Here is a 26,010-nt window from a genome sequence, read left to right on the forward strand (position 1 = left end):
TTGGGGGCACAGTGGCGGCGTCATGACGCCGCCTCCATGAGTTCGCAGAACTCATCGAACAGGTAGGCGGCGTCGTGCGGACCGGCGGCGGCCTCGGGGTGGTACTGCACGCTGAAGGCCGGCCTGTCCAGCAGCCGCAGCCCCTCCACGCAGCCGTCGTTGAGGTTGACGTGCGAGACCTCCGCCCTGCCGTACGGCGTGTCGAACGGCCCGTCCAGCGGGGCGCGGACGGCGAAGCCGTGATTGTGCGCGGAGATCTCCACCTTTCCGGTGCGCCGGTCCTGGACCGGCTGGTTGACGCCGCGGTGCCCGTAGCGCAGCTTGTAGGTGGACAGGCCCAGGGCCCGCCCGAAGATCTGGTTGCCGAAGCAGATGCCGAAGAACGGGATCCCCGCCTCCAGCACCTTGCGCAGCGCGGTGACGTCGGCGGTGGCGGGGTCGCCGGGGCCGTTGGAGAAGAACACCCCGTCCGGCTCGACCGCCAGGATGTCCTCGAACGTCGCCGTGGCCGGCAGCACGTGCACCTCGCAGCCCCGCTCGGCCAGCCGCTGCGGGGTCATGCCCTTGATGCCCAGGTCCACGGCGGCCACGGTGAAGCGCTTGCCGCCGATGGCCTTCACGACGTACGGCTCGGCCGTCGAGACCTCCTCGGCGAGCGCCGAGCCCTCCATCTTGGGCGCCTGCCGTACCCGCTCGACCAGCTCCTCCACCGGCCGCAACGGGGAGCTGAAGATCCCGGCGCGCATGGCGCCGCGCTCGCGCAGGTGGCGGGTCAGCGCGCGGGTGCCGGGCAGGGCGATGCCGACCACGCCCTGCTGCTTGAGGTAGTCCTCCAGCGAGCCGGTGGCGCGCCAGCTGGACACCACGCGGGACGGCTCGCGGACCACGTAGCCGGCCACCCACACGCGCCTGGACTCGGGGTCCTCGTCGTTGACGCCGGTGTTGCCGATGTGCGGCGCGGTCATGGCGACGATCTGGCGGTGGTAGGAGGGGTCGGTGAGGGTCTCCTGGTAGCCGGTCATGCCGGTGTTGAACACCATCTCGCCGAAGGTCTCGCCCTCGGCGCCGTAGGGGGTCCCCCGGAAGACGCGGCCGTCTTCCAGGACGAGCATCGCGTTACTCACACCAGCTTCCCTTCGAGGACGGTGGGCCTGCCGCGCAGGAACGTGGCCACCACCCGGCCGGGCAGCGTCATGCCCGTGTAGGGGGTGTTGCGGCTCTTGGAGGCGAACCCCGACGGGTCGACCTCGGCGCGGTGGTCAGGGTCGTAGAGCGTGATGTTGGCCGGGGCGCCGACCTGGAGCGGCTGGCCGTGGCCGGGCAGGCGGCCGATGCGGGCCGGGGCGAGCGACATGCGCTCGGCCACGCCGGCCCAGTCCAGCAGCCCGGTGTCGACCATGGCCTCCTGGACCACGCTGAGCGCGGTCTCCAGGCCGATCATGCCCATGGCGGCCGCGGACCACTCGGTCTCCTTGTCCTCGACCGGGTGGGGCGCGTGGTCGGTGGCCACGGCGTCGATGGTGCCGTCGGCCAGGGCCTCGCGCAGTGCCGCGACGTCCTCGTGGGTGCGCAGCGGGGGGTTGACCTTGTAGATCGGGTTGTAGGCGCCCACCGGGGACTCCTCCACCAGCTCGTCGGTGAGCAGCAGGTGGTGGGGGGTGACCTCGGCGGTGACGTTCCAGCCCTTCGACTTGGCCCAGCGGATGATCTCCACCGAGCCGGCCGTGGAGACGTGGCACACGTGCAGCCGGGAGCCGACGTGCGCGGCCAGCAGGCAGTCGCGGGCGATGATCGCCTCCTCGGCGACCGCGGGCCAGCCCGCCAGCCCCAGCCTGCCGGAGACCACGCCCTCGTTCATCTGGGCGCCCTGCGTGAGGCGGGGCTCCTGGGCGTGCTGGGCGACGACGCCGTCGAACGCCTTGACGTACTCCAGGGCGCGGCGCATGAGCACCGCGTCGTCGACGCAGCGGCCGTCGTCGGAGAAGACGCGCACGCGGGCGGCGGAGTCGGCCATCGCGCCGAGCTCGGCCAGCTGGCGGCCCTCCAATCCGACGGTGACCGCGCCGACGGGCTGCACGTCGCAGTGGCCGTACTCGCGGCCCAGCCGCCAGACCTGCTCCACCACGCCGGCGGTGTCGGCGACGGGCGAGGTGTTGGCCATGGCGTGGACGGCCGTGTAGCCGCCGCGGGCCGCGGCCTGGGTGCCCGACAGGACGGTCTCGGCGTCCTCGCGGCCGGGCTCGCGCAGGTGGGTGTGCAGGTCGACGAGGCCGGGCAGGGCGATCGCGCCGCCTCCGTCGACGGCCTGGCCGGCGCTTTCCAGCCCCGTACCGATCTCGGCGATGATCCCGTCTCTGACGAGGATGTCGACGGGGTCGCCCCCGAGGATCCTGACGTTGCGGATGAGCATCAGATCTCTCCCCCGAGCAGCAGGTACAGCACGGCCATGCGGATGGTGACGCCGTTGGCGACCTGCTCGACGATGGTCGAGCGCGGCGAGTCGGCCACCTCGGCGGCGATCTCCATGCCCCGGTTCATCGGCCCGGGGTGCATGACGATCGCCTCTTCCGGCATCCGCGCGAAGCGGTCGCGGTCCAGGCCGTAGCGGCGGGAGTACTCGCGCTCGCTCGGGAAGTACGCCGCGTTCATCCGCTCCTTCTGCACGCGCAGCATCATGACGACGTCGGACTTGGGCAGCACCGCGTCCAGGTCGTAGGACACCTGGCAGGGCCAGGTGTCGACCGCGACGGGCAGCAGGGTGGGCGGGGCGACCAAGGTGACCTCCGCGCCCAGCGTGTTCAGCAGCAGCACGTTGGACCGCGCGACGCGGCTGTGCAGCACGTCGCCCACGATCGTGACGCGCCGGCCCTCCAGCGAGCCCAGGCGGCGGCGCATGGAGAAGGCGTCGAGCAGCGCCTGCGTGGGGTGCTCGTGGGTGCCGTCGCCGGCGTTGACGACGCTGCCGCGCACCCAGGTGGCCAGGCGGTACGGCGCGCCGGAGGCCGAGTGGCGGATGACCACCGCGTCGGCGCCCATGGCCTCCAGCGTGAGCGCGGTGTCCTTCAGCGACTCGCCCTTGGAGACGCTGGAGCCCTTGGCCGAGAAGTTGATCACGTCGGCCGACAGGCGCTTGGCGGCGGCCTCGAAGGAGATGCGGGTGCGCGTGGAGTCCTCGAAGAAGAGGTTGACCACCGTGCGCCCGCGCAGGGTCGGGAGCTTCTTGATGGAGCGTTCCGAGACCTTCCCCAGCTCCTCGGCGGTGTCAAGAATGAGCAGCGCGTCGTCCTTGGACAGGTCGGCCGCGGAGATCAGATGCTTGTTCACTTGATCAGCTCCACCGCGTCACGGCCGTCGATCTCGGTGAGCAGCACCTTGACCTTCTCGCTCTTGGCGGTCGGCAGGTTCTTGCCCACGTAGTCGGCGCGGATGGGCAGCTCGCGGTGGCCGCGGTCGACCAGGACGGCGAGCTGGACGGCGCGCGGGCGGCCCAGGTCGTTGAGCGCGTCGAGCGCGGCGCGGATGGTGCGGCCGGAGTAGAGCACGTCGTCGACGAGCACGACGAGCTTGTCGTCGACGCCGTCGGCGGGCAGCTCGGTGCGGCCGAGCGCGCGGGCGGGCCCCGAGCGCAGGTCGTCGCGGTACATGGTGACGTCGAGCGAGCCGGAGGCCACCTTGACGTCCTCGACCTGCGCGATGCGCTCGCCCAGACGCTTGGCGAGGGTCGCGCCGCGGGTGGGGATGCCGAGGAGGATGACGTCGCGGGCGCCTTTGGTGCGCTCGAGGATCTCGTGCGCGATGCGGGTGAGCGCCCGATGGATGTCCGGGCCTTCGAGAACGGCCCTGGAATCGGACATGACGAAGTTCACCACCTTTCCCGCCTCACGGGACGGGTCTTAAAGGGTGTTGGCCAGGCCCACAGTACCAGGCGCCACCTGGTGCGATGCCGTAAGGGTGCGGGCGCTTCACAGCAGGTCACCGGGGTACGAGTCTGCTTTGGACCAAGGCGAGAGGACGACGATGACCTTCCACGTTGACTCGGAAGTGGGCAGGCTCCGCCAGGTGCTGCTGCACGAGCCGGACCTCGCGCTCAAGCGCCTGACCCCCACGAACATGGCCTCCTTCCTCTTCGACGACGTGCTGTGGGTGCAGCGCGCGCGGGAGGAGCACCAGGAGTGGCAGACGGTGCTGCGCGACCTCGGCGTCACCGTCCACATGCTCTCCGGCCTGCTCAGCGAGACCGTCGACATCCCCGAGGCGCGCAAGCACATCCTGGACGGCATCATCGACGACCGCTGGTTCGGCCCCATGGCCGCCGACGCCATCCGCAACGCGCTGGACTCGATGGACTCCGCGACGCTCCAGCCGTACCTGACCGGGGGCATCACCAAGCGGGAGCTGCAGGAGCTGGGCTGCGATCCCAAGTCGGTGGCCTTCCACGCCCTGGAGCCGGACGACTTCGTGCTGCCGCCGCTGCCCAACCACCTGTTCACGCGCGACCCGTCCTGCTGGGTCTACAACGGCGTGTCCATCAACGCCATGCGCAAGAAGGCGCGGCTGCGCGAGACCGTCAACATGGAGGCCGTCTACCGCCACCACCCGCTGTTCGCCTCCGGGTACGGCAGGCCGGACGAGGGCGGCTACCACGTCTGGATGCCGGGCCAGGCCACCGCCCCCGCCACGATCGAGGGCGGCGACGTGCTGGTCATCGGCAACGGCGCGGTGCTGATCGGGATGAGCGAGCGCACCCAGCCGCAGGCGGTGGAGATGCTCGCGCACAACCTGTTCGCCGCCGGGGCCGCCGAGCGGATCGTCGCCCTGAACATGCCGAAGGCCCGCGCCTTCATGCACCTGGACACGGTCATGACCAACGTGGACGTGGGGGTGTTCACCAAGTACGCCGGGCTCGGCATGCTGCCCTCCTACACCATCGAGCCGGGCGACACCGACAAGGAGCTGAAGGTCACCGACCACCCGCCGGAGGACATGCACCGGGCCATCGCGCACGCGATCGGGCTGGACGACATCAAGGTCCTGACCCCCACGCAGGACGTCTACGCCGCCGAGCGGGAGCAGTGGGACGACGGCTGCAACGTGCTGGCCGTCCGGCCCGGCGTGGTGGTGGCCTACGAGCGCAACACCACGACCAACAACCACCTCCGGGCCCACGGTATCGAAGTGATCACGATTCGGGGCTCGGAGCTCGGCCGCGGCAGGGGCGGGCCGCGGTGCATGAGCTGCCCTCTGGAGCGCGACGCGGCGTGAAGGCGGGGCCGGCCGGCGCGCCCGCGGCGCCGGCCGGCAATGACGACATAGCGCTACAGACGGAGCTGGTGGGGCTTATGAGGCAGTTCCCACCGGACCGGATTCGGCATCTTTTTTCCAATCAGCTTGACCTTCGGCCATGGGACCTTTACCGTCACTGTGCGTAACCACCCCTCGCGGCGTTTCTGGGTCAACCAGGGCCATGGCTGCCGACGGTGCCTCGCGGCATCACACCCCCCGGCGGCTGGGGCATAGGCCGCAAGGGAGGACAATGCACAATACTGAGAGCACTACATAGAGAAGCCGGGGGGCCACACGATGCCGTCTGAGTACGCAAAGTCGCTGGGTGCTCGACTCCGCGCCATCCGCACCCAGCAGGGCCTGTCCCTGCACGGAGTCGAAGAGAAGTCGCGTGGCCGCTGGAAGGCCGTGGTCGTGGGTTCCTACGAGCGCGGCGACCGTGCGGTCACCGTGCAGAAGCTGGCCGAGCTGGCGGACTTCTACGGCGTTCCCGTCTCCGAGCTGCTGCCTGGCGGCACCGCGCCGAGCCCGCTCGGGCCGACGCCCAAGCTGGTCATCGACCTGGAGCGGCTGGCCCAGCTGCCCAAGGAGAAGGCCGGGGCGCTGGCGCGCTACGCGGCCACGATCCAGAGCCAGCGTGGCGACTACAACGGCAAGGTGTTGTCCATCCGCCAGGAGGACCTGCGCTCCCTTGCCGTCATCTACGACAAGTCGCCCAGCGAGCTGACCGAAGAGCTGATCAGCTGGGGTGTGCTGGACGCCGAGGCCCGCCGGGCCGTCGAGTCGTTCTGAGACCGGCCACCTCCGGCATCGGCTGCTTGCGGGAACGCGCCCGGCCGGCCCCGCCCCGTCTCAGGGTCCGGCCGGGATGTCTCCCCGGCGAAGAGAGAAAGGGCGCGTCCGCCCCAGGACGCGCCCTTTTCGATGCTTCGCGGCTTTCCCGGCGTCCTTGAGGGCGGAAACTCGCTTCAGGACCGGCGTGACGGCACAGCGAAGAGCCGGCGGGCGTCACTGGCCGCCGGCTCGCTCACCCGGCTCCCTCATCCGGCAAGGGGAATGCCGAGCGGTAGAAGAGGCTGGGCGGGAACGCCCAGGATCTCCTCCACTCGCGCCACAAAAGTCTCCGCCTCGGCCACGAGCTCCTCGGCGTCGGCCGCCGTCACATTCCGGACCATGCCCGCTTCCGCGGCGGCTCGCTTGGCGGCGCTCACGGCGAAATAGGCGGCCCACTCGGCCAGCTGCGGCTCGGCCTCGGGCAACAGCTCCCACGCGCTGCGCAGGCGGCGCCTGCGGCCCTGCACGGGCTGGGGCCGCGCGGCCAGGATCGCCGCCGCGGCACGCAGCGCCGCGAGGTGCGCTGCCACATATCGGGAAGCGGGGGTGCGGGCGGTCGCCGCCTCCGCCAGGCATGAACGTGCGTCATTGAGGTGCGCCCGGACCGCGGGCGAAAGCCTGGGCCCGTTCGCGTCGCTTCGGCGAGCGGTCATCTGCCAGCCTCCTTGAGGTTTCGCCGGTGAAGCCCACAATCGCAGACCGCACCGACATTTCCGCCGGGCGGCCGGACGAGGAGCTTCCCCTCTCCCCGTCCGGCCGGGACGCGCCCACTCGTCTCCGCCGACGACGAGGACGCGCCCCTTGCCCGGGTGAGCCTGGCCGTGGCCGCCGCTTGGGGGAAGCGACGGCACGACCAGGCTCTCGGACGTGAGCCGCGAGTCCCACATCACTACGTCGAACATAATTTCGATCACGTGTGGTGTCAACCGAATCGCCGAACACGGGTTCGATCAAGGCAGTCAGATCTCCCCTCCGCGTCCGGCCGTTCGCCCTGGTGGTGCGACGTCCGCGGAAACGACGAAGGGAGCGGGCCGCCCGGGCGGCCCGCTCCCCTCTCATCCGCCGGCGTGCGGCCGGTCAGCGCTTGAACTTGCCCCTCACGTGCACGGGCACGCCCGTGCCCAGCATGTCCGGCAGCACCTCGGCGACGTTCATCGGCAGCCGCACGCACCCGTGCGAGGCCGGGTAGAGCGGCACCGACAGCGCGCCGTGCAGCGCGATGCCGCCGTTGAAGAAGATCGGGTTGTACAGCTGGCCCAGGTAGGACTTGTGCCAGCCGTCCCTGCGCCAGGTGGTCTTGTAGTCGCCCGTGGGCGTCCTGGCCGAGCCGCAGAACCGCTGGCTCTTGCCCTGCCAGACGGTCGTCTCGCAGTACGGGATCCCGCTGCCCGAGGAGACGTGGGAGATCAGCTTCTGCCGGCCGTCCACGTACAGGACCATGATCTGCCTGGTCAGGTTGACCTCGACCCTGGTCGGCTTGCCCTTGGGCACGAGCACCGACGGCGTCCTGGGACTCTCCAGCGCCGCCCACGTGCGCTTGCCGATGGTGCTGGTCGGCTTGATGCCGTTGACCTTCTGGAAGGCCCACACGGCCATGAGCGTCGTCCCGCCGTACCGGCCGTCGACCTTGCCGGGCATGTAGCCGAGCTCCTTCAGGCGGGTCTGCAGCCACTTGACGGCCGCGCCCTTGGCGCCCAGCTTCAGTGTCTTCCTCGGCGCCGCGACGGGGTCGGCAGCGCCGATCGCCCCCGCGGCCGCCGGGGTCGCCCAGGCCTGCGCCTGGGCCGCGAGGGGACGCGCGACCGGCTGGGCGCCCGTCGCGGCCTGCGCGCAGCCCGAAGCGAGCAGCGCGCCGGTCGCCAGGAGCGCGACAGCCAATCCCCTCTGGCCAATGCCCACTGGTATCACCCCAAAAAGCGTTAACAATCAGATCAAGTGACACTAGCGCACCCCTTGGGCGGGGTAATCCGCCGGTCAAGCTGTTTAGAGTGGCCGCATGCCGGAAAAGTTGCACCCCAACGCCCAGCGTGTGGCCGAGGCCCTGCGGGAACTCGGCGCCGCGGGAGAGATCGTGGTCCTGCCGGAGCCCGCTCCCACGGCCGCCGCCGCCGCGGCCCAGCTGGGCTGCGAGGTCGGCGCGATCGCCAACAGCCTGATCTTCGAGGCGGACGGGGAGCCGCTGCTCGTGCTGACCAGCGGCGCGCACCGGGTGAACGTCGAGCTGATCGCCCGCGTCGCCGGGGTCGCCAAGGTCCGGCGGGCCTCGCCGGAGTTCGTCCGCGCGGCCACGGGGCAGCCCATCGGCGGGGTGGCGCCCACCGGCCATCCGGCCCCGGTGCGGACGCTGGTGGACAAGTGGCTGGCCAAGCACGACGTCGTGTGGGCCGCCGGCGGTCATCCCCACACGGTCTTCCCGACCTCCTTCGAGGAGCTGGTGCGCATCACCGAAGGGACCCCGGTGGACGTCGAATGATCGAGCTGAGCGGCGCGGGCCCGGCGGAGTTCGCCGATCGCCTGGACGAGGTGATCGACATCTACGCCGCGGCCATGCGACCGCCTGTGGAACAGCTGCCCGGCAGAAAGGCGATCATGCGTGGCCACGCGGCCTATCCGGCCTTCCGGTGCCTGTTCGCCGAGCTGTACGGCAGGGCCGTCGGGTTCGCCTACGGCTTCCACGGCGCTCCCGGGCAGTGGTGGCACGACGTGGTGCACAGGGCGCTGGCGGACAAGGCGGGCGGTCAGGTGGCCGACGCCTGGCTCGGCGACGCCTTCGAGCTGGCCGAGATCCACGTGCTCCCCGACTACCAGGGCAAGGGCATCGGCCGGACGCTGCTCGTCGAGCTGTGCCGGGAGCGGCGGGAAAGGTCGGTGGTGCTGTCGACGCACGACCAGCCCACGGTCGCGCGCCATCTGTACCGGTCGATGGGCTTCATCGACCTGCTCACCCAGTTCGTCTTCCCGGGCGGCCGGGAGCTGTACGCGATCGCGGGCGCGCCGCTCCCCCTGCGCGAGCCGCGCGAGCCCTGAGCCGCGCCCGCCCGGCGATCAGGCCGATGTTCAGGCCGACAGCGCCTCGGCCGGCCGGATCCGCTCGAACACCTCGGCCGCCGCACTGGAGCGGTTGAAGGTGATGAAGTGGATGCCGGGAGCGCCCTCGTCCAGCAGCCGCCGGCACAGCTCCGCGCCGTGGTCGATGCCCAGCCTGCGCACCGCGGCCGGGTCGTCTTTGACCCGCTCGAAGCGCTCGGCCACCTCCGGCGGGAACGGAGCGCCCGACAGCTGCTCCGAGCGCGCGATCGTGCTCATCTGGGTGACCGGCATGATGCACGGGATGATCGGCGTGTCGCAGCCCTGGGCCGCCACGCGGTCGCGCAGCCGCAGGTAGTCGTCGGCGCGGAAGAACATCTGCGTGATCGCGTAGTCGGCGCCCGCCCGGCACTTCTGGACGAAGTACTTGGTGTCGGACTCGATGTCCGGCGAGCGTGGATGCTTGTAGGGGAAGGCGGCCACGCCCACACAGAAGTCGCCCGACTGACGGATCAGCCGGACGAGCTCCTCGGCGTACAGCACCCCCTCCGGATGCGGGACCCATTCGCCCGTCGGATCGCCCGGGGGGTCGCCGCGCACGGCCAGGATGTTGCGCACCCCGGCGTCGGCGAAGCGGCCGATCAGGTGCCGCAGCTCCCGCACCGAGTGGTTGACCGCGGTGAAGTGCGCCACCGGGGTCAGGGTGGTCTCGTGCGCCACCCGCTCGACGATGTCGACCGTGCGGTCGCGGGTCGAGCCGCCCGCGCCGTACGTCACCGACACGAACGTGGGCCGCAGCGCCTCCAGCTCCCTGATGGCCCGCCACAGCTGCCGCTCCCCCTCGTCGGTCTTCGGCGGGAAGAACTCGAAGGAGAACGTCCGCCGCCCGGAGGCGAGAAACTCGCGCACCGTCGGCACGCGAGTGGGAAGGACGGAGGGGCGACCCAGAGCCATGGGTCAAGAGTACCGACCCCCGCGGGGACAGGCAGCGCACCGGGCAGCCACTACTCTCAAGTCATGACCGAGCGGAGCCAGGGCGTGAGGGGACTCGACCAGCTCACCATGGAGCACAGCATGACCACCAGCACCGCCGGGATGGACGCCCTCCGCATCGCGGTCGACCGCGCGCTGAGGGAGTTCGTCGACCGGCAGCGCGCCGTCCTCGACGGGCCGGAGTTCGATCCGATCTTCCAGGCCGCCGAGGAGCTGCTGGCCGGGGGCAAGCGGCTGCGCCCCGCCTTCTGCTATTGGGGCTGGCGCGGCGCGGGCGGCGGCGAGAGCCAGGCCATGGTCGCCGCCGCGGCCTCGCTGGAGCTGCTGCAGGCCAGCGCCCTGGTCCACGACGACGTGATGGACAAGAGCGACCTGCGCCGCGGCATGCCCGCCGCGCACCGCCGCTTCCAGGCGCTGCACGAGCGCAACGGCTGGCAGGGCTCGGCCGAGCAGTTCGGCGAGGGGGCGGCCATCCTGCTGGGGAACCTGCTGCTGCTGTGGTCGGGCCAGATGTGGAGCGGCAGCGGCCTGCCGGAGGAGGCGCTCAGGGCGGCCCAGCCGGTCCACGACCACATGCGCGCCGAGCTCATGCTGGGGCAGTACCTGGACCTGCTGGAGCAGGCGGGCGGCGAGAACACCTTCGAGTCGGCGCTGCGTGTGGCCCTCTACAAGAGCGGCCGCTACTCGGTGGAGCAGCCGCTCAGGCTCGGCCTGGTGCTCGGCCGCGCGGCCCTGGAGCCGTGGATGGACGAGCTGTGCGAGGCGTACGGCAGGCGCGTGGGCATCGCGTTCCAGCTGCGCGACGACATCCTCGGGGTGTTCGGCGACCCGGCGCAGACCGGCAAGCCGGCGGGCGACGACCTGCGCGAGGGCAAGCGGACCATGCTGGTGGCCCGCACGCTGGCCGCCGCGTCGCCCGCGGAGGCCCGGACCGTGCGGCGGCTGCTGGGCGACCCGCGGCTGGACGAGGCCGGCGTGGCCACGCTGCGCGAGATCATCGAGGACACGGGCGCGCTGCAGGAGTGCGAGGACCTGATCGCCCAGTACCTGGAGGAGGCCCTCGCCTCGCTCGACGGCGCGCCGCTCACGGCGGAGGCCCGGCTGGCGCTCGCGGAGCTGGCCGTGGCCGCCACCTCCCGCAAGACCTGAGCCGATTTATCGCGACTTATCGCGCTTTATCAGGTCGGGCGGGAGCTCAGGCGCTCGCCAGGCGCTTGGCGAACTCGGCCGCCGCCGCCCCCGGGTCGTCCGCCTCGGTGATCGCCCTGACCACCACCACGCGGCGCACGCCGTACGACATGACCTCGTCCAGGTTGGCCAGGTCGATGCCGCCGATGCCGAACCACGGCCGGTCGGTGCGGAGCGAGGCGGCGTGCCTGAGCAGCGGCGGGCCGGGCGCGGGCCGTCCGGGCTTGGTGGGCGTGGGCCAGATCGGGCCGCAGCAGAAGTAGTCCACGCCCTCCTCCACCGCGGCGGCCGACGCCTCCTGCGGCGAGTGGGTGGAGCGCCCGATCAGGATGTCCTCCCCCAGGATCTCGCGGGCGACCGGCACGGGCAGGTCGTCCTGGCCGAGGTGGAGGACGTCGGGGCGGGCGGCGTAGGCGACGTCGGCCCGGTCGTTGACCGCCAGCAGCCTGCCGTGGCGGTCGCACGCGTCGCGGAAGACCTCCAGCAGCGCGAGCTCCTCCCGCGCCTCCAGCCCCTTCTCCCGGAGCTGGACGATGTCGACGCCGCCGGCCAGGACCGCGTCGAGGAAGTCCGCCAGGTCACCTTTGTCCCGGCGGCCGTCGGTGCAGAGGTAGAGCCGTGCCTGTCTCAGCGCGTCAGAACGCGAGGGCCTGGGCACGCCGCTTGACCTCCGTGTGACGACCGGCCCTGATGGCCTCGATGGGCGAGCCGGGCAGCGAGTCGTCGGGGGTGAACAGCCAGCGCAGCGCCTCGACCTCGTCGAATCCCGCGTCGAGCAGCACCGTGATCGTGCCGGGGAGGCCCTTGACCACTTCCTTGCCGTGGAGGAACACGGCGGGCACCTGCGGTCCGCCGCCGCCCCTGCGCACGCCCAGCAGCTTGTGGTCCTTCAGCAGCTGCTTGGCCCGCGCGGGGGTGATCTCGAGACGTTCGGCCACCTCGGGAAGGGTGAGCCACTCGCTGACGAGCTGCTCGGTCTCCCGGTCGATCTGTGCAACAGTGAGCGTCACGACACCACAACTACCACACGGTGTCCTTGCTCAAACTACACAGTCTCGTAGAGGTACTTGTGGATTCGCCAGGCGTGAGATATCGACGGCGCGCCCGCCCTCGATGACCCTGCGGCCCTGGACGAGGTCGCGCGGCCGGTCCACGGTCAGCAGCGCGGCCAGCCTGTCGTCGCCGGTCAGCCAGCAGAGGGTCTGCTCGCCGCGCTCCACGAGGCGGGCGCCGCGGTGGTGGCCCGCGTACTGCACCATGCGGCCGAACTGCTCCGACCAGAAGTACGGCACCGGATCGTAGACGGCCTCCTGGCCCAGCAGGGTCGCGGCGGCCACCTCGGGCGCGTTGAGCGCGGTGTCCCAGTGCTCCACGCGCAGGCGGGTCCGGTAACGGCGCGACCACCAGGCGGCGCAGTCGCCGACGGCCACGACGTTCGGCATCGAGGTGCGCAGGCACTCGTCGGTCACCACGCCGTTGTGCAGGTCGATGTCCGCGTCGGCCAGCCACTCGATCGCCGGGCGCACGCCGATGCCGGTCACCACCACGTCCGCCTCGACGAACTCCCCGCCGACCAGGTGGACCCCGCCCTCGTCCACCTCGCTCACCATGGTGTCCAGGCGCAGATCGATGCCGTCGTACCAGGGCAGCATGCGGGCTCCGACCTCGGCGCCCAGCGCATGGCTGAGCGGCGCGGGACCGGCCTCGATCACGCTCACCCGGCATCCGGCCCGCCGGGCGGCGGTCGCCACCTCCGCGCCGATCCAGCCCGCCCCGATGACCGCCACGCGGGCGCCGGGGACGAGGAGGGCGCGCAGGAGCAGGGCGTCGTCGATGGTGCGCAGCACGTGCTGCGGGCCCTCGCCGGGCAGGCGGATCGGCTCGGCGCCCGTGGCGATGGCCAGGCCGTCGAAGGGCAGCTCGCCCTCGGTGGTCTCCACGACGCCCTCGCGCAGCGCCTTGGCCGCGACGCCCGGGCGGAAGTCCACGCCCAGGCCCTCCAGGTCGGTGTCGACCGCCGAGGAGTCCGCCTCGCCCAGCAGGACCGCCTTGGACAGCGGCGGGCGGTCGTAGGGACGGTGCCGCTCCTCGCCGACCAGCGTGATCCGGCCCTCGTACCCACGTGCGCGCAGAGCCTCCACGGTGCGCACACCGGCCAGGCCGGCGCCTACCACCACGATGTGATTCACGGCTCCGAGCCTATGGGTAGGCTGGGACGGGAAGACGCGCGGGAGTCCGGCCGCACCGGGCTGAGAGGAAGGCTGATGAGGGCCTTCGACCGCAAGCCACCTGATCCGGATCATGCCGGCGAAGGGAGCGGACATGGACGTGATCGTGGGCGGGGGGATCGCCGGGCTGGCGATCGCCTGGCGCCTGGCCCGCTCCGGGCGGCCCGTCACGGTCGTGGACCCCGCCCCCTGCTCGGGTGCCTCGCACGCGGCGGCGGGCATGCTGGCCCCGGTGAGCGAGGTGACCTACACCGAGGAGCCCCTGCTGCGGCTCGGCATCGCCTCGCTGCGCATGTGGCCGGCCTTCGCGGCGGAGCTGGCGGCGGACGCGGGAGCCGCGTCCGGCGAGCCGGGCGCGCTCGTCGACCTGCGCGAGGACGGCACGCTCGACGTCGCCTTCAGCGCCGACGACCTGGCCGTCCTCGACGAGCTCGCCGGCTTCATGGACAAGCTCGGCCTGCGCGTCGAGCGGCTGACCGGGCGCGAGTGCCGGCGGCTGGAGCCCATGCTCTCCCCCGCCGTGCGGGGCGGCCTGCTGGCCCCCGACGACGCCTGGGTCGACCCCCGCCGCGTCACCAGGGCCCTGCGCGCCGCTCTCGACAGGCGCGGCTTCGCCCTGATCCCCGCCCGCGTGACCGGGCTGCTCCGCGAGGCAGGCGCCGTCCGAGGGGTACGGCTGGCCGAGCCGTACGCCCGGGATCTCCACGCCGACCGCGTCGTCCTCGCCGCCGGGGCGTGGAGCGGCGAGCTGGCCGACGTGCCGGTGCGCCCGGTCAAGGGGCAGATCATCCGCCTGCGCTCCCCCCAGCCGCTGCTGACCAGGTGCGTGCGCGGCATGGTGCACGGCTCGCACGTGTACCTGGTGCCGCGCGGCGACGGCGAACTCGTGGTCGGCGCGACGCAGGAGGAGCTGGGCTTCGACACCAGGGTCACCGCGGGCGGCGTGTACGAGCTGCTGCGGGACGCCCACGAGCTGGTGCCGGGCGTGACCGAGCTGGAGCTGGCCGAGACGATCGCCGGGCTGCGGCCCGGCACGCCGGACAACCTCCCGCTGATCGGCCCGAGCGGCACGCCGGGCCTGGTCCTGGCCACCGGCCACCACCGCGGCGGCGTCCTGCTGGCCCCCCTCACCGCGGCCATCGTCCTGGGCGAGCAGAGCGAGCTGGCCGCGTTGTGCTCACCGGAAAGGTTCCGATGAAGATAACGATCAACGGCACCCCTCGCGAGGTGCCCGACGGTATGACCGTGGCGCAGGCCGTGCGGATCCTGACCGCCCAGACGACGGGCGTGGCCGTGGCCGTCAACGACGAGGTGGTACGGCGGGGCGCATGGGACAGCACGACGCTCGGCGAGAGCGACCGTGTGGAGGTGCTGACGGCGGTGCAGGGTGGATGAGCAGGGGCGGGTGAGCGACGTGGACGAGCTCGTCATCGCCGGGGAGAAGTTCTCCTCCCGGCTCATCATGGGCACCGGCGGCGCGCCCTCGCTGGAGGTGCTCGACCAGGCGCTGGCCGCCTCCGGCACCGAGCTGACCACGGTCGCGATGCGCCGCCTGGACCCCTCCGCCCGCGGCTCGGTCCTCGACGTGCTGCGCAGGCGCGGCATCAAGGTGCTGCCCAACACCGCGGGCTGCTTCACGGCGGGCGAGGCGGTGCTGACCGCCCGGCTGGCGCGGGAGGCGCTGGAGACCAATTGGGTCAAGCTGGAGGTCATCGCCGACGAGCGGACGCTGCTGCCCGACCCGATCGAGACCTTCGACGCGGCCGAGCGGCTGGTGGCCGACGGCTTCGTGGTCCTGCCGTACATCGGCGACGACCCCGCGCTGGCCCGCCGCCTGGAGCAGGCGGGGTGCGCGGCCGTCATGCCGCTGGGCTCGCCGATCGGGTCGGGGCTGGGCATCCGCAACCCGCACAGCATCGAGCTCATCGTCGAGGCGGCGAACGTGCCGGTGATCCTCGACGCGGGCGTCGGCACGGCCAGCGACGCGGCACTGGCGATGGAGCTGGGCTGCGACGCCGTGCTGCTGGCGACGGCGGTGACGCGGGCGCAGCGGCCGGAGCTGATGGCCGCCGCGATGGCCGACGCCGTGCGGGCGGGGCGCCTGGCGCGCCTGGCGGGCCGCATCCCCCGGCGCCGCTACGCCCAGGCCTCCTCGCCCGGCACGCCGCTCGGCGACTACTACTCCGTCGGCTGAGGCGACCTTCACCGGGGAGGCTCATGGCAGGGCACGCCGCGCGGCTGCGGCCCAGCGATCTGGCGCGTGAGCACGGCCTGTCCGCGCAGGCCGTGCGCAACTACGAGGAGGAGGGCATCCTGCCTCCCGCCCCGCGCGGCCCCCAGGGATACCGCCGGTACTCCCCGCTCCACGCCCAGGCGCTGCGCGCCTTCCTGGCTCTGCGGCCGGGCTGCGGGCACCAGGCCGCGGCCGCTGTCCTGCGGGCGGCCAACGCCCGCGACGAGGAGGCGGTCTTCCGCCTCCTCGGCCACTGCCACGCCGAACTGCTCCAGGAGCGCCGCACCCTCGACGAGGTCTCCGGAGCGCTCACCGAACTGGCGGGCACCCCGCCGGCTGCGCAGGCGGTCCGCGGGCCCGTCACCGTCGGCGTCCTGGCCCGCCGGCTGGACCTGCACCCGGCCACGCTGCGCAAATGGGAGAGGGCGGGCATCCTGCGGCCGGAGCGCGACCCGGCGACCGGCTACCGCCGCTACCCGCCCGACTCGGTGCGCGACGCCCACCTGGCCCGCCAGCTCCGGCGCGGCGGCTACCCGCTCGGCCACATCGCCCGTGTCATCGCCCAGGTACGGCAGGCCGGCGGCGTCGTCCCGCTCGAGGAGACGCTCGACGTCTGGCGGGGGAGGCTCCGGGGGCGCAGCCGGGCGCTGCTCGAAGGCTCGGCCCAGCTCGCCGCCTACCTCGGCCTTCTCGACGACTATCCCGGCGGCCTTCTCGACGGCCATCCCGGCGAGCGCCGTCAAAGGTGACCATCAAAACGGCATCGGTTTCGGATGCCCGGCCACTCCGGGTGGCAAATCGCCCGTAAACTCGGGGCGTGGACACGACGACTGCGGACCCCCTCGTCGGGCGGCTACTCGACGGGCGTTACCGCGTCGAGTCCCGGATCGCCCGTGGTGGCATGGCCTCGGTCTACCTCGCTCTGGACGTCCGGCTCGACCGCACGGTCGCCGTGAAGGTGATGCACCGCTCGCTCGCCGAGGACCCCGCGTTCGTGCGGCGGTTCATCGGCGAGGCCAAGTCTGTGGCGAGCCTGTCGCATCCCAACATCGTGCACGTCTTCGACCAGGGCACCGACGGCGACGTGGTGTACCTGTCGATGGAGTACGTGCCGGGCCGCACGCTGCGCGACGTCCTGCGCGAGCGGGGCAGGCTGAGCGCGCGCGAGGCGCTGGAGATCATGATTCCCGTCCTCGCCGCGCTGGGCGCCGCCCACCAGGCGGGCATGGCGCACCGCGACGTCAAGCCGGAGAACGTGCTGCTGACCGACGACGGCCGCGTCAAGGTCGTCGACTTCGGCCTGGCCCGGGCGATCGAGGCCACCAACCAGACGCGCACCGGCGTGATGATCGGCACGATCGGCTACATGGCGCCCGAGCAGGTGACCACGGGCGGGGCGGACGTGCGCAGCGACGTCTACGCCTCGGGCATCATGCTGTTCGAGCTGGTGACCGGGCGGCAGCCGTACGACGGGCAGACGCCGATGGCGGTGGCCTACAAGCACGTGCACGAGACCGTGCCGCCGCCCTCCTCGCTGGTGCCGGAGACCTCGCCGCTGATCGACACGCTGGTCGCCACCGCGACGGCCCACGATCCGGCCGCGCGCTACCAGGACGCCTCGGCGATGCTGGTGGCGGCGGTCGACGCGCACCGGCTGCTGCCGCGCCTGTCGACGCCGCCGACCGGGTCCGGCGCCCACCTGCTCACGCCCCCGCCCATGGCCTCCGGGCCGCATGCCGTACCGCCCGGGCCCGTACCGCCCGCGACCGTGCCGCCCGCGCCCCAGCGCACGCTCATCCAGCCGCGTGCCGACGTCCTGACCGCCCCGCCCGCCCGGCGCAGCTGGCGGCCCCATTGGTTCCTCGTGGGACTGGCCGCCCTCATGGTGGTCGCCATCGGGCTGACCGCGTGGTTCGTCAGCCGGCCCACCATGATCACGCTGCCCGACCTGACGTCGCTGAACCTGGTGTCGGCGCAGCAGAAGGCGGCCTCCCTGGGCCTTGACGTCAAGGTCCTCGACGGCAGGCACGACGACAAGGTCCCCGAGGGGCGCGTGCTGTCGATGAACCCGCCGGCCGGGACGGAGGTGGAGGAGAAGTCCACGGTCCAGCTGGTGCCGTCGCTGGGTCCCAAGCTCGTGATGGTCCCCGGCGTGCGCGACATGACCGAGGAGCAGGCCCGCGTGCTCATCACGCAGGCCGGGCTGAAGGTCGGCAAGGTCAGGCGGATGGAGAACCCCGACGTCCAGCGCGGCCTGGTGATGGAGACGCGGCCGCCGGCGGGCGAGCGGGTCAAGGAGGGCACGGCGGTCGAGCTGCGCATCAGCGCGGGGCTGACGATGCCGGACGTGGGCGGCATGTCCAGAGACGAGGCCAAGGCCCACCTGGAGTCCCTCGGCCTGCAGGTCCAGGTCCACGAGGTCAACGACGACAACGAACCCTGCACGGTCATCGCCCAGGTGCCCAAGGCCAAGACCGAGATCGACAAGGGCCAGGCGGTCCAGATCACGGTCGTGAACTGCGGGTTCAGCTTCGTCTGGCCGTGGGGCGACCACGAGGCCCGTGACGACTCCCAGGTCGTGGTCGTGCCCTCGGTGCTGGGCAAGCAGGTCGGCGACGCCAAGCGGGAGCTGGAGCAGCTCGGGTTCAAGGTGCGGGTACGGCGGGCCGCCGGCACCGGCGTGGTGGCCTACCAGCACCCGAGGGACACCGAGCGGCCCGCCGGGTGGACCGTGACCATCTGGCACTGACCCGGCTGGCGCTGACCACCTGGTGCGGTCAGGCGGGGTGGCCGAGGAGGCGCACGCGTGCCAGCCCGCCGTCCGGGTAGATGTCCACGCGCACGTGGGTCACCGGCGGCGCGTCGTGGAGGCGGAAGCGGTGCGGCGTGTCGGGCTGGACCCTGGTCTTGGGCAGCAGCTCGACCTCGCGGTCGCCGTCGAGGCCGGTGAGCGAGATCCAGCCGGGCGCGTTGAACAGCAGGTTCGTGGTGTCGATCTCGGCCAGCTTGATGACGCCGCGGGCGGTCAGGCGGATGAGCAGCCACTCGTTGCCCTCGGCCCGCCGCCGCGCGGTCTCCCAGCCCTCGGCCTGGTGGCGGGCCAGGCCGGGCGCGATGGCGTTGTCAGGGGCCGAGTAGAACTCGTTGGACGCGGTCGCGGTGGCGCCGTTGGCCAGGGCGGCCAGGTCCAGGCCCAGCCCCTCGTAGACCGACAGGTCGGCGCGGACCTCGCCGTGGACGCGCAGCCGGGCCACCCCGCCGTCGGGGAAGATGTTGAGCCGCACGTGGGTGTAGCGGGTCTCGTCGGCGACCTCGAAGTGGTGCTCGGCGTCGCCCTTCAGCTCGCTCTTGGGCACGATCTCCACCCACTCCGCCTGCCGCAGCTCCTCGACCGAGGGGTAGCCGTCGACCGCGGCGGCCTCGACGGAGGCGTGGGGCGGGTAGTTGCCCTTGAACCAGGCCGTGTCGACGACGACGCCGCGGATGACGCCGGGCAGGCCGAGCCGGACGATGGCCCAGTCGTGGCCGGGCTCGCGGCGGCGCCTGGTCTCCCAGCCGTCGTACACCTGGCCCTTGTTGCCGAACGTCTCCGCCTTGAACCCGGGACGTCCCGGACGGATGAGGCTCTCCTTCTCGGCGAAGGACTCGTCGCTGGCCGCCACGACCGAGCCGCCGTAGGAGCGCAGCGCCAGGTCGGGCAGGGCGGTGAAGGATGGCATTCAGGTGCTCGCTTTCTCCAGGAAGGTGCCGTGCGGCACGCCGTCGACTTCGCGGCCGCGCAGCCATGTGGCGGTGACGAGGCCCTTGAGCGTGCGGCCGTGGTACGGCGTGACCGGGTTCTTGTGGTGCAGGCGCGCGGCCTCGACCGGGAAGTCGGCGCGCGGGTCGAAGGCGACCAGGTCGGCGTCGTTGCCGGGGGCGATGGCGCCCTTGCCGGGGATGCGGGCCAGGGCGGCGGGCGCCTGGGCCATCCAGCGGGCCACGTCGGCCAGGCCGTGGCCGCGTGCCGACGCCTCGGTCCACACGGCGGGCAGGCCCAGCTGGAGCGAGGCGATGCCGCCCCAGGCGCGGGCGAAGTCGGGGACCTTCAGGTCGGCGGTCGAGGGCGAGTGGTCGGAGACCACGCAGTCGAGGATCCCGGTGGCCAGGCCGTTCCAGAGGCGGTCGCGGTTGGCGGCGTCGCGGATGGGCGGGCAGCACTTGAACTCGGTGCGGCCCTCGGGGACCTGCTCGGCGGCCAGGGTGAGGTAGTGGGGGCAGGTCTCGGCGGTGATCCGGACCCCTTCCCGCTTGGCGTGTTCCAGGGGCTGCAGGCACTCGGCGCTCGACACGTGGAGGATGTGGACGCGGGCGCCGGTCTCGCGGGCGAGGCCGATCACCTGCTCGACGGCTCGGCGCTCGGACTCGCCGGGGCGCGAGTCCAGAAATTCGCGATATGTCGGGCCGGACGGCTCGCGCAGCAGCGCCGGGTCCTCCGCGTGGACGATCATGAGCCCGTCGAACCCGGCGATCACCTCCAGCGCCTGCCGTACCTCCTCCAGGGTCAGCGGCGGGAACTCCTCCACGCCGGAGGGGGACAGGAAGCACTTGAAGCCGAAGACGCCCTGCTCGTGGAGCTTGACGAGGTCGCCGAGGTTGCCGGGGATCGCGCCGCCCCAGAAGCCGACGTCGACGAGGCACTGGCCTTCGGCGGCGCGCCGCTTGGCCTGGAGGGCCTCGACGTCGACCGTGGGCGGGACGGAGTTGAGGGGCATGTCGACGATCGTCGTCACGCCCCCGGCCGCCGCCGCCCTGGTGGCCGAGGCGAAGCCCTCCCAGTGGGTCCGGCCGGGCTCGTTGACGTGCACGTGGGTGTCGACCAGGCCGGGTAGGAGCGCGGTCTCGCCCAGGTCGGCCACCTCGCGCGCGTGGACGGGGGCGTCGTGGGGGAGGATGTCGTGGATCTTTCCGTCGCGCACGGCCACCGCCGCGGGCCGCTCCCCCTCGGGCGTGACCGCCCTGCGGGACCGCACCACCAGGTCGTAGTCGCTCATATCACCCATCCTGCTCTCACGTCGTGGCTGGCCTGGTCATAGCCCGTTTCCCGCCGCCGTGTGAGCGGGCCCGGGGAGGAGTGAGGGAGGCGTGGGAGGGTGTCACGGGTGCCTCACAGGCGGTCGGCGGCGATGCGGGCCGCGAGGCGTTCCAGCAGCGGGCCCGCCTCGGCCATGCAGCGGGCGGGGTCGGGTTCGATGTCGGTGAGCGCGTAGGCGGCCTCGATACCGGCCGCCCGCAGGTCCTCGTCCGGCAGCGACCGCCGGCCGCAGACGGCGACGACGGGCACGCCCGCCGTGGCCGCCGCGGCGGCCACGCCCACGGGGGCCTTGCCGCGTAGCGACTGCTCGTCCAGCGACCCCTCCCCCGTGACGACGAGCCGCGCGCCCCGCACGTGCTCCGCGAATCCCAGCAGGTCCAGCAGGTACTCGATCCCCGGCCGGATCTCCGCCCCCAGGAAGGCCAGCGCCGCGAAGCCCACTCCCCCGGCCGCCCCGGCCCCCGGAGCGCCCGCCACGCCCATGGGCCGGGGCGTCCCGTCGTGCTCGACCGCCCCCACCAGGCCATGCGTGTGCGTGGCCACCGCCGCGAACCGGGCGAGCGCGGCGTCCAGCAGCGCGACGTCCTCCGGCGTGGCCCCCTTCTGCGGGCCGTAGACGGCGGCGGCGCCGTTGGGGCCGAGCAGCGGGTTGTCGACGTCGCTGGCGACGATCACCTCGATGCCCGACAAATCAGGAAAGCCGGTCAGGTCGATCCGCTCCAGCGACCGCAGGGCCGCCCCGCCGAAGCCGAGGTCGGCACCGGAAGCGTCGAGCAGCCGCGCCCCCAGCGCCTGGACCATGCCCGCGCCCCCGTCGGTGCAGGCGCTCCCGCCCAGCCCGAGCACGATCCGCCGCGCCCCGCGGCGCAGGGCGTCGGCGACGAGCTCGCCGGTGCCGTAGCTGGTCGCGGTGAGCGGCTCCAGCCCGCCCGGGAGCCGCCGCAACCCCGAGGCCTCCGCCAGCTCGACCACCGCCGTCGGCACGCCGTCGTCGCGCCAGCCGTACGACGCCTGGACGGGCAGCCCCGCCGGCCCGGTCACCTCGGCGAAGACGCGCGTGAACCCGCAGGCCACGACGGCGTCCACGGTGCCGTCGCCGCCGTCGGCGACCGGCAGCTCGACGGTCGGCACGCCCAGCCCCGCCGACACGTGCCGGGCCACCTCGGCGGCCGTCAGCGACCCCTTGAACTTGTCCGGCGCGACCAGGACGTGCTCCACCACTGCGAACTCCCAGATCCGTGACTACGATGCGCGTACGCGCCTTCCTGCCCGGTGCGAGCGGGCAGGAAGGCGTGCCCCATTGTGACGCGCCATCACGAACCGGCGGGGAGCGGCTCGAACTCCCGCACCGCGTCGATGGACGACAGGCTGTGCGGGGTGTTCGCCTCGCGCTCGATCATGATCTCCACCAGCACCGGGCGGGAGATGCGCTCGGCCTCCTTGACCGCCCACTCCAGCGCGGGCCGGATCTCGGCGGGCTCGAAGACGCGCCGACCGGCGCAGCCGTACGCTTCCATGATCTTGACGTTGTCGGAGCCGTACTCGTCGTAGTGGATGTCCACCTCGTAGTTCATTCCGTAGGGGATCTCCGCCTGGCGGATCAGCCCGAGGTACTCGTTGTTGAGCATGACGAGCACGAAGGGCACGTTGTACTGCGCGGCCACGGCCAGCTCCTCGACGAGGAACTGGAAGCCGTAGTCGCCGACGACGCCCACGACCTGCGCGTCCGGGCGGGCCTTCTTGACGCCGATCGCCGCCGGGATCTCCCAGCCGAGCGGCCCGGCCTGGCCGCAGACCTGGTAGCGGCGCGGCTTGTAGGCCTTGTGGTGCTGGCCGCCCCAGATCTGGTAGAGCCCGATGGCGGTGACGAAGTAGGTGTCCTCGTCGAAGAACTCGTTGATCTCCTTGTAGACGCGCGGCGCCTTGATGGGCACGTCGTCGAAGTCCTCGCGCCGGGTGAGCGTCCGCTTGAGCTCCTGCACCCGCGCCACCCACGGCCCGGGAGTACGGCGGAGCCCGCGCTCCCGCGCGATCCGCAGCATGGCCTGGAGGAACAGCTTGGTGTCCGACACCACGCCCAGGTCGGGCCCGAAGACCTTGCCGATCTGGGTCGGCTCGATGTCGACGTGGATGAACTTCCGCTCCCCCCGGTAGACGTCGAGCGTGCCGGTGTGCCGGTCGCCGAAGCGGGCGCCCAGGGCCAGCACCAGGTCCGACTCCAGGAACGAGGCGTTGCCGTACCGCTGGGAGGTCTGGATGCCGGTCATGCCGCAGTACAGCGGGTGGTCCTCGGCGATGGCGCCCTTGCCCATGAGCGTGGCCTGCACGGGCACCTGGAGCAGCTCGGCCAGCTCGGCGAGCTCCCCGGCGGCCTCGCCGATGATGACGCCGCCGCCGGCCAGGATGAGCGGGCGCTCGGCGGCCAGCAGCATGTCCAGGGCCCGCTCGACGCGCGGCAGGTGGGGCTCCACCTTGGCCACGGGCAGCGGCGCGTCGATCGCCGGGTCGTACTCGATCTCCTGCCTGGCCACGTCGATCGGGATGTCGATCAGCACCGGGCCGGGACGGCCGGACCGGGCGACGCGGAAGGCCTCGCGGAAGATCCACGGCGCCTGCGCGGCCTCCTTGAGCTGCACCGCCCACTTGGTGACCGGCTTGGCGATCTCCACGATGTCGACCGCCTGGAAGGCCTCCTGGTGCAGCTTGGCGGTGGCGGCCTGGCCGGTGACGCAGATCATCGGGATGGAGTCGGCCAGCGCCGTGTACAGGCCGGTGATCATGTTGGTCCCGGCCGGGCCGCTGGTGCCGATGGCCACGCCGACGCGGCCGTTGGTGCGGGCCCAGCCGTCGGCCATGTGGGTGGCGCCCTCCTCGTGGCGGACGATCAGGTGCTCGATGCCGCCGAGCTCCTCCATCGCCTTGTACAGGGGCAGGATCGCCGCGCCCGGGCAGCCGAAGGCGACGTCCACGCCTTCGGAGCGCAGGACGTGGACGACCGCGTTCATCGCCGGCATCTTCATCGTGACAGCCCTTCGACGACCTTCAGCAGTGCGGAGTGATCGAGCGAGCCGTACCCCTGGGCACGGGCGGCGGCGATCAGCTGGGCGGTCAGCGCGCCCATCGGGACGAACACCTCGGCGGTGCGAGCGGCGTCGAGGATGATCCCCATGTCCTTGTGGTGCAGGTCGATGCGGAAGCCGGGCGTGAAGTCCCTGGCCAGCATCGACCTGCGCTTGAGCTCCAGGATGCGGCTGCCGGCCAGGCCGCCGGCGAGCACGTCCAGGCCCGCCTCGGCGTCCACGCCCGCCGCCTCCATGAGCACGATGGCCTCGGCGAGGAGCGCGTAGGTGCCGCCGACGACGAGCTGGTTGGCGGCCTTGACGAACTGCCCGGCGCCGGGGCCGCCGACGAGCCGGTAGGTCTTGCCGACCGCCTCGAAGATCGGCAGCGCGGCCTGGAAGTCCTCCTCCGAGCCGCCGACCATGATGGACAGCACGCCGTCGACCGCGCCCTTCTCGCCGCCGGAGACCGGGGCGTCGAGGGTGCGCTTCCGCTGCTCGGCGAGCCTGCGGGAGGTCTGCGGGGTGATGGTGGAGAAGTCGATGTAGAGCGCGTCGGCCGGGGCGTTGGCCACGATGTCCGGGAAGACGGCCTCGACCTGCGGGTCGGCGGGGAGCATCGTGATGACGACCTCCGCGTCGCGCACGGCGTCCGCCACGCTGGTGGCGAACCGGCCGCCGAAGGCGACCTCCTTGAGGTCGTAGCCCTTGACCTCGTGCCCGGCCCTGACCAGGTGCCCGGCCATGGGACGGCCCATGATGCCGAGGCCGATGAAACCAATCCTCACTGATCGAACTCCTCTTTCCCGGTCGTGGTCGCAAGCTCCCACGACGACATCCAGTCGAAGTCGAGGTCGGGATCCTTGTATTCGAGGCCCACCCAGCCGTCGTAGCCCTTCAGCAGCTCGGCCAGCGGCAGCTCGCCCGTGCCCGGACGGCCCCGGCCGGGGTTGTCGGCGATCTGCACGTGCCCCACCCGGGGGTCGCGCAGCGCCGCCTCCAGGTCCTCGCCCATCCGGGCCAGGTGGTACAGGTCGCACAGGAAGCGGACGTTCGGCTCGCCGACGGCGTCGACGACCTCCAGCGCGGCCCGGGCCGACACCAGCGGATAGGACGGCGACTCGTAGCCGTTGAGTGCCTCCACCAGCACCACCGCGCCGATGGAGGCGGCCTTGCGCGCGGCCAGCCGGAGGTTCTCCAGCGCCAGCTCGTCCTGCTGGCGCGGCTCGACCCCCTCGGCGCGGTTGCCGTAGAGGGCGTTGAGCGCCTTGCAGCCCAGCCGTCCGGCGATGCCGACGGCCACGTCGATGTTGTCGCGCAGCCGCGTGACGTCGGCCGGGCGGGAGAACAGCCCGCGCCCGCCCTCGGGGATGTCGTCGGCGAAGTTCAGCCCGACCAGCCGCACCCCCGCGTCCTCGACGGCGGCGACGAACGCATCCACCTCCTTGTCCCCGGGTACGGCCGCCGCGAACGGCCACCAGAACTCCACCCCGTCGAACCCGGCGCTCCTGACGGCCTCGGGCCGCTGGAGCACGGGCAGGTGCGTGAACAGGATCGAGCAGTTGACGTCGAATCTCATCGGATCCACTTTCCGTGTTCGGTGATGTCGACCAGCTCGGCGTGCGAGGTGACCGGGCGGCGCAGCAGCATCGCCAGCGACGAGCGGCCGTCGGCCAGCTCGATGACGCCCAGCTCCAGCTCGGGCGGCTCGGCGGGCAGCAGCCGGTCGCGCAGGACGTCCATGGGGACGTCGTAGAGCTCTCCCGCGATCGCGCCGCCGCCGTGCGCGACGGGCGCCAGGGCGGGGAAGCGGCCGCCGACGGAGTAGAAGCGGTACTTGGGCGCCGTGGTGGTCTCCGCCACGAGCGGGGCGCCGTCGAGCAGGTGGTGGAGCGGACCACCACGCATGGCGCCGCCGTTGAGGAACATCAGTGCCATCGCAGGTCCTCTGTCGAAGGGGAGGCCCGTAGGTCTGCCTGGCGCGGCAGCGCGGTACCTGCTGGCTCGTGACACTCAGTACACACAGCCCGGCTCCGGCGGGTCTAGCGGCAGGACCTCCGAAACTCGGCGTGCCAAGATGAAGGTCGCCTT

Annotated in this window: 27 protein-coding genes; 10 read left to right on the plus strand and 17 right to left on the minus strand. The window is 72.3% G+C overall.

Features of this window, described 5'->3' with window-relative positions:
* Positions 1–20: 20 nt before the first annotated feature.
* From carA to pyrR, 4 genes are read right to left on the minus strand one after another with little or no spacing between them, the layout of a single operon-like run.
* A complete protein-coding gene (gene carA, locus BSB02_RS03735; protein ID WP_084956745.1) occupies positions 21–1,112 on the minus strand; it encodes a glutamine-hydrolyzing carbamoyl-phosphate synthase small subunit in 1,092 nt (363 codons plus the stop codon).
* 8 nt (positions 1,113–1,120) lie between these two features.
* Positions 1,121–2,410: a dihydroorotase gene (locus BSB02_RS03740; protein WP_084956747.1), complete on the minus strand. Its 1,290-nt coding sequence runs from the start codon at positions 2,408–2,410 to the stop codon at positions 1,121–1,123.
* The gene (locus BSB02_RS03745; RefSeq protein ID WP_084956749.1) at positions 2,410–3,324 is read right to left on the minus strand and encodes an aspartate carbamoyltransferase catalytic subunit; all 915 of its coding nucleotides are present in this window, start codon (positions 3,322–3,324) and stop codon (positions 2,410–2,412) included. Before BSB02_RS03745 ends, BSB02_RS03740 begins: the two co-directional genes overlap by 1 nt.
* Complete coding sequence (gene pyrR, locus BSB02_RS03750; protein ID WP_084956990.1) at positions 3,321–3,854, minus strand: bifunctional pyr operon transcriptional regulator/uracil phosphoribosyltransferase PyrR; 534 nt, start codon at positions 3,852–3,854, stop codon at positions 3,321–3,323. Before pyrR ends, BSB02_RS03745 begins: the two co-directional genes overlap by 4 nt.
* 163 nt (positions 3,855–4,017) lie before the next feature.
* Here pyrR and BSB02_RS03755 point away from each other — a divergent pair, with 163 nt between their 5' ends.
* Both BSB02_RS03755 and bldD read left to right on the plus strand, forming a co-directional pair.
* The gene (locus tag BSB02_RS03755) at positions 4,018–5,262 is read left to right on the plus strand and encodes an arginine deiminase (RefSeq protein ID WP_084956751.1); all 1,245 of its coding nucleotides are present in this window, start codon (positions 4,018–4,020) and stop codon (positions 5,260–5,262) included.
* Between the two features lie 318 nt (positions 5,263–5,580).
* On the plus strand, positions 5,581–6,075 hold the full coding sequence (gene bldD, locus BSB02_RS03760) for a transcriptional regulator BldD (protein WP_084956753.1): 495 nt from the start codon (positions 5,581–5,583) through the stop codon (positions 6,073–6,075).
* A 248-nt stretch (positions 6,076–6,323) separates the two neighbouring features.
* Here the strand turns inward: bldD and BSB02_RS43265 are convergent, their stop codons facing one another.
* Both BSB02_RS43265 and BSB02_RS03770 read right to left on the minus strand, forming a co-directional pair.
* Entirely contained in the window at positions 6,324–7,019 is a 696-nt protein-coding gene (locus tag BSB02_RS43265) for an SAV_6107 family HEPN domain-containing protein (protein WP_338064319.1), read from the minus strand.
* 175 nt (positions 7,020–7,194) lie between these two features.
* Positions 7,195–7,995 carry a L,D-transpeptidase family protein gene (locus tag BSB02_RS03770; protein ID WP_240506156.1) on the minus strand — a complete coding sequence of 267 codons (801 nt, stop codon included), beginning with the start codon at positions 7,993–7,995 and terminating at the stop codon, positions 7,195–7,197.
* A gap of 118 nt (positions 7,996–8,113) precedes the next feature.
* Between BSB02_RS03770 and BSB02_RS03775 the strand changes: the two genes are divergently transcribed.
* Positions 8,114–8,590: a YbaK/EbsC family protein gene (locus tag BSB02_RS03775; protein ID WP_084956759.1), complete on the plus strand. Its 477-nt coding sequence runs from the start codon at positions 8,114–8,116 to the stop codon at positions 8,588–8,590.
* Positions 8,587–9,144, plus strand: a complete 558-nt coding sequence (locus BSB02_RS03780; protein ID WP_084956760.1) for a GNAT family N-acetyltransferase — start codon at positions 8,587–8,589, stop codon at positions 9,142–9,144. The genes BSB02_RS03775 and BSB02_RS03780 overlap by 4 nt, the downstream gene beginning before the upstream one ends.
* 30 nt (positions 9,145–9,174) lie before the next feature.
* Here the strand turns inward: BSB02_RS03780 and metF are convergent, their stop codons facing one another.
* Entirely contained in the window at positions 9,175–10,098 is a 924-nt protein-coding gene (gene metF / locus BSB02_RS03785) for a methylenetetrahydrofolate reductase [NAD(P)H] (protein WP_084956762.1), read from the minus strand.
* 120 nt (positions 10,099–10,218) lie between these two features.
* On the opposite strand from metF, the gene BSB02_RS03790 reads away from it, so the two are divergent.
* Positions 10,219–11,286 (plus strand): polyprenyl synthetase family protein, encoded by a 1,068-nt coding sequence (locus tag BSB02_RS03790; RefSeq protein ID WP_084956992.1) that lies wholly within the window; start codon positions 10,219–10,221, stop codon positions 11,284–11,286.
* Between the two features lie 46 nt (positions 11,287–11,332).
* On the opposite strand, the gene thiE is transcribed toward BSB02_RS03790, so the two are convergent.
* Genes thiE through BSB02_RS03805 form a run of 3 tightly spaced genes read right to left on the minus strand, consistent with a single transcriptional unit; the run spans position 11,333 to position 13,514 of the window.
* Positions 11,333–11,983, minus strand: a complete 651-nt coding sequence (gene thiE / locus BSB02_RS03795; RefSeq protein ID WP_084956764.1) for a thiamine phosphate synthase — start codon at positions 11,981–11,983, stop codon at positions 11,333–11,335.
* Complete coding sequence (locus BSB02_RS03800) at positions 11,961–12,335, minus strand: Rv2175c family DNA-binding protein (protein ID WP_084956766.1); 375 nt, start codon at positions 12,333–12,335, stop codon at positions 11,961–11,963. The genes thiE and BSB02_RS03800 overlap by 23 nt, the downstream gene beginning before the upstream one ends.
* Before the next feature lie 30 nt (positions 12,336–12,365).
* The gene (locus tag BSB02_RS03805) at positions 12,366–13,514 is read right to left on the minus strand and encodes an NAD(P)/FAD-dependent oxidoreductase (RefSeq protein ID WP_084956768.1); all 1,149 of its coding nucleotides are present in this window, start codon (positions 13,512–13,514) and stop codon (positions 12,366–12,368) included.
* Between the two features lie 133 nt (positions 13,515–13,647).
* On the opposite strand from BSB02_RS03805, the gene thiO reads away from it, so the two are divergent.
* From thiO to pknB, 5 genes are all read left to right on the plus strand, one after another.
* Positions 13,648–14,751 (plus strand): glycine oxidase ThiO, encoded by a 1,104-nt coding sequence (thiO, locus tag BSB02_RS03810; protein ID WP_084956770.1) that lies wholly within the window; start codon positions 13,648–13,650, stop codon positions 14,749–14,751.
* On the plus strand, positions 14,748–14,948 hold the full coding sequence (thiS, locus tag BSB02_RS03815; RefSeq protein WP_084956772.1) for a sulfur carrier protein ThiS: 201 nt from the start codon (positions 14,748–14,750) through the stop codon (positions 14,946–14,948). Before thiO ends, thiS begins: the two co-directional genes overlap by 4 nt.
* Before the next feature lie 10 nt (positions 14,949–14,958).
* Complete coding sequence (locus tag BSB02_RS03820) at positions 14,959–15,747, plus strand: thiazole synthase (RefSeq protein ID WP_084956774.1); 789 nt, start codon at positions 14,959–14,961, stop codon at positions 15,745–15,747.
* Positions 15,748–15,770: 23 nt separating this feature from the next.
* The gene (locus BSB02_RS03825; RefSeq protein WP_084956776.1) at positions 15,771–16,535 is read left to right on the plus strand and encodes a MerR family transcriptional regulator; all 765 of its coding nucleotides are present in this window, start codon (positions 15,771–15,773) and stop codon (positions 16,533–16,535) included.
* A gap of 68 nt (positions 16,536–16,603) precedes the next feature.
* The gene (gene pknB, locus BSB02_RS03830) at positions 16,604–18,535 is read left to right on the plus strand and encodes a Stk1 family PASTA domain-containing Ser/Thr kinase (RefSeq protein ID WP_084956778.1); all 1,932 of its coding nucleotides are present in this window, start codon (positions 16,604–16,606) and stop codon (positions 18,533–18,535) included.
* Between the two features lie 28 nt (positions 18,536–18,563).
* On the opposite strand, the gene alc is transcribed toward pknB, so the two are convergent.
* The 7 genes from alc to BSB02_RS03865 all read right to left on the minus strand — a co-directional run bounded on the left by alc (position 18,564) and on the right by BSB02_RS03865 (position 25,857).
* Positions 18,564–19,505 carry an allantoicase gene (alc, locus tag BSB02_RS03835; protein ID WP_084956780.1) on the minus strand — a complete coding sequence of 314 codons (942 nt, stop codon included), beginning with the start codon at positions 19,503–19,505 and terminating at the stop codon, positions 18,564–18,566.
* Positions 19,506–20,819 (minus strand): allantoinase AllB, encoded by a 1,314-nt coding sequence (allB, locus tag BSB02_RS03840; RefSeq protein WP_084956781.1) that lies wholly within the window; start codon positions 20,817–20,819, stop codon positions 19,506–19,508. It lies immediately after the preceding gene.
* 113 nt (positions 20,820–20,932) lie between these two features.
* Complete coding sequence (locus BSB02_RS03845; RefSeq protein ID WP_084956994.1) at positions 20,933–22,078, minus strand: glycerate kinase; 1,146 nt, start codon at positions 22,076–22,078, stop codon at positions 20,933–20,935.
* Positions 22,079–22,173: 95 nt separating this feature from the next.
* Complete coding sequence (gcl, locus tag BSB02_RS03850; RefSeq protein ID WP_206184500.1) at positions 22,174–23,874, minus strand: glyoxylate carboligase; 1,701 nt, start codon at positions 23,872–23,874, stop codon at positions 22,174–22,176.
* A gap of 2 nt (positions 23,875–23,876) precedes the next feature.
* Positions 23,877–24,707: an NAD(P)-dependent oxidoreductase gene (locus BSB02_RS03855; RefSeq protein WP_084956785.1), complete on the minus strand. Its 831-nt coding sequence runs from the start codon at positions 24,705–24,707 to the stop codon at positions 23,877–23,879.
* Complete coding sequence (locus tag BSB02_RS03860; protein WP_084956787.1) at positions 24,704–25,498, minus strand: hydroxypyruvate isomerase family protein; 795 nt, start codon at positions 25,496–25,498, stop codon at positions 24,704–24,706. The genes BSB02_RS03855 and BSB02_RS03860 overlap by 4 nt, the downstream gene beginning before the upstream one ends.
* Complete coding sequence (locus BSB02_RS03865) at positions 25,495–25,857, minus strand: allophanate hydrolase-related protein (protein WP_084956789.1); 363 nt, start codon at positions 25,855–25,857, stop codon at positions 25,495–25,497. Before BSB02_RS03865 ends, BSB02_RS03860 begins: the two co-directional genes overlap by 4 nt.
* Positions 25,858–26,010 lie beyond the last annotated feature (153 nt).

It is taken from the genome of Thermoactinospora rubra (assembly GCF_002093975.1).
Taxonomy (GTDB): Bacteria; Actinomycetota; Actinomycetes; order Streptosporangiales; family Streptosporangiaceae; genus Nonomuraea; species Nonomuraea rubra_A.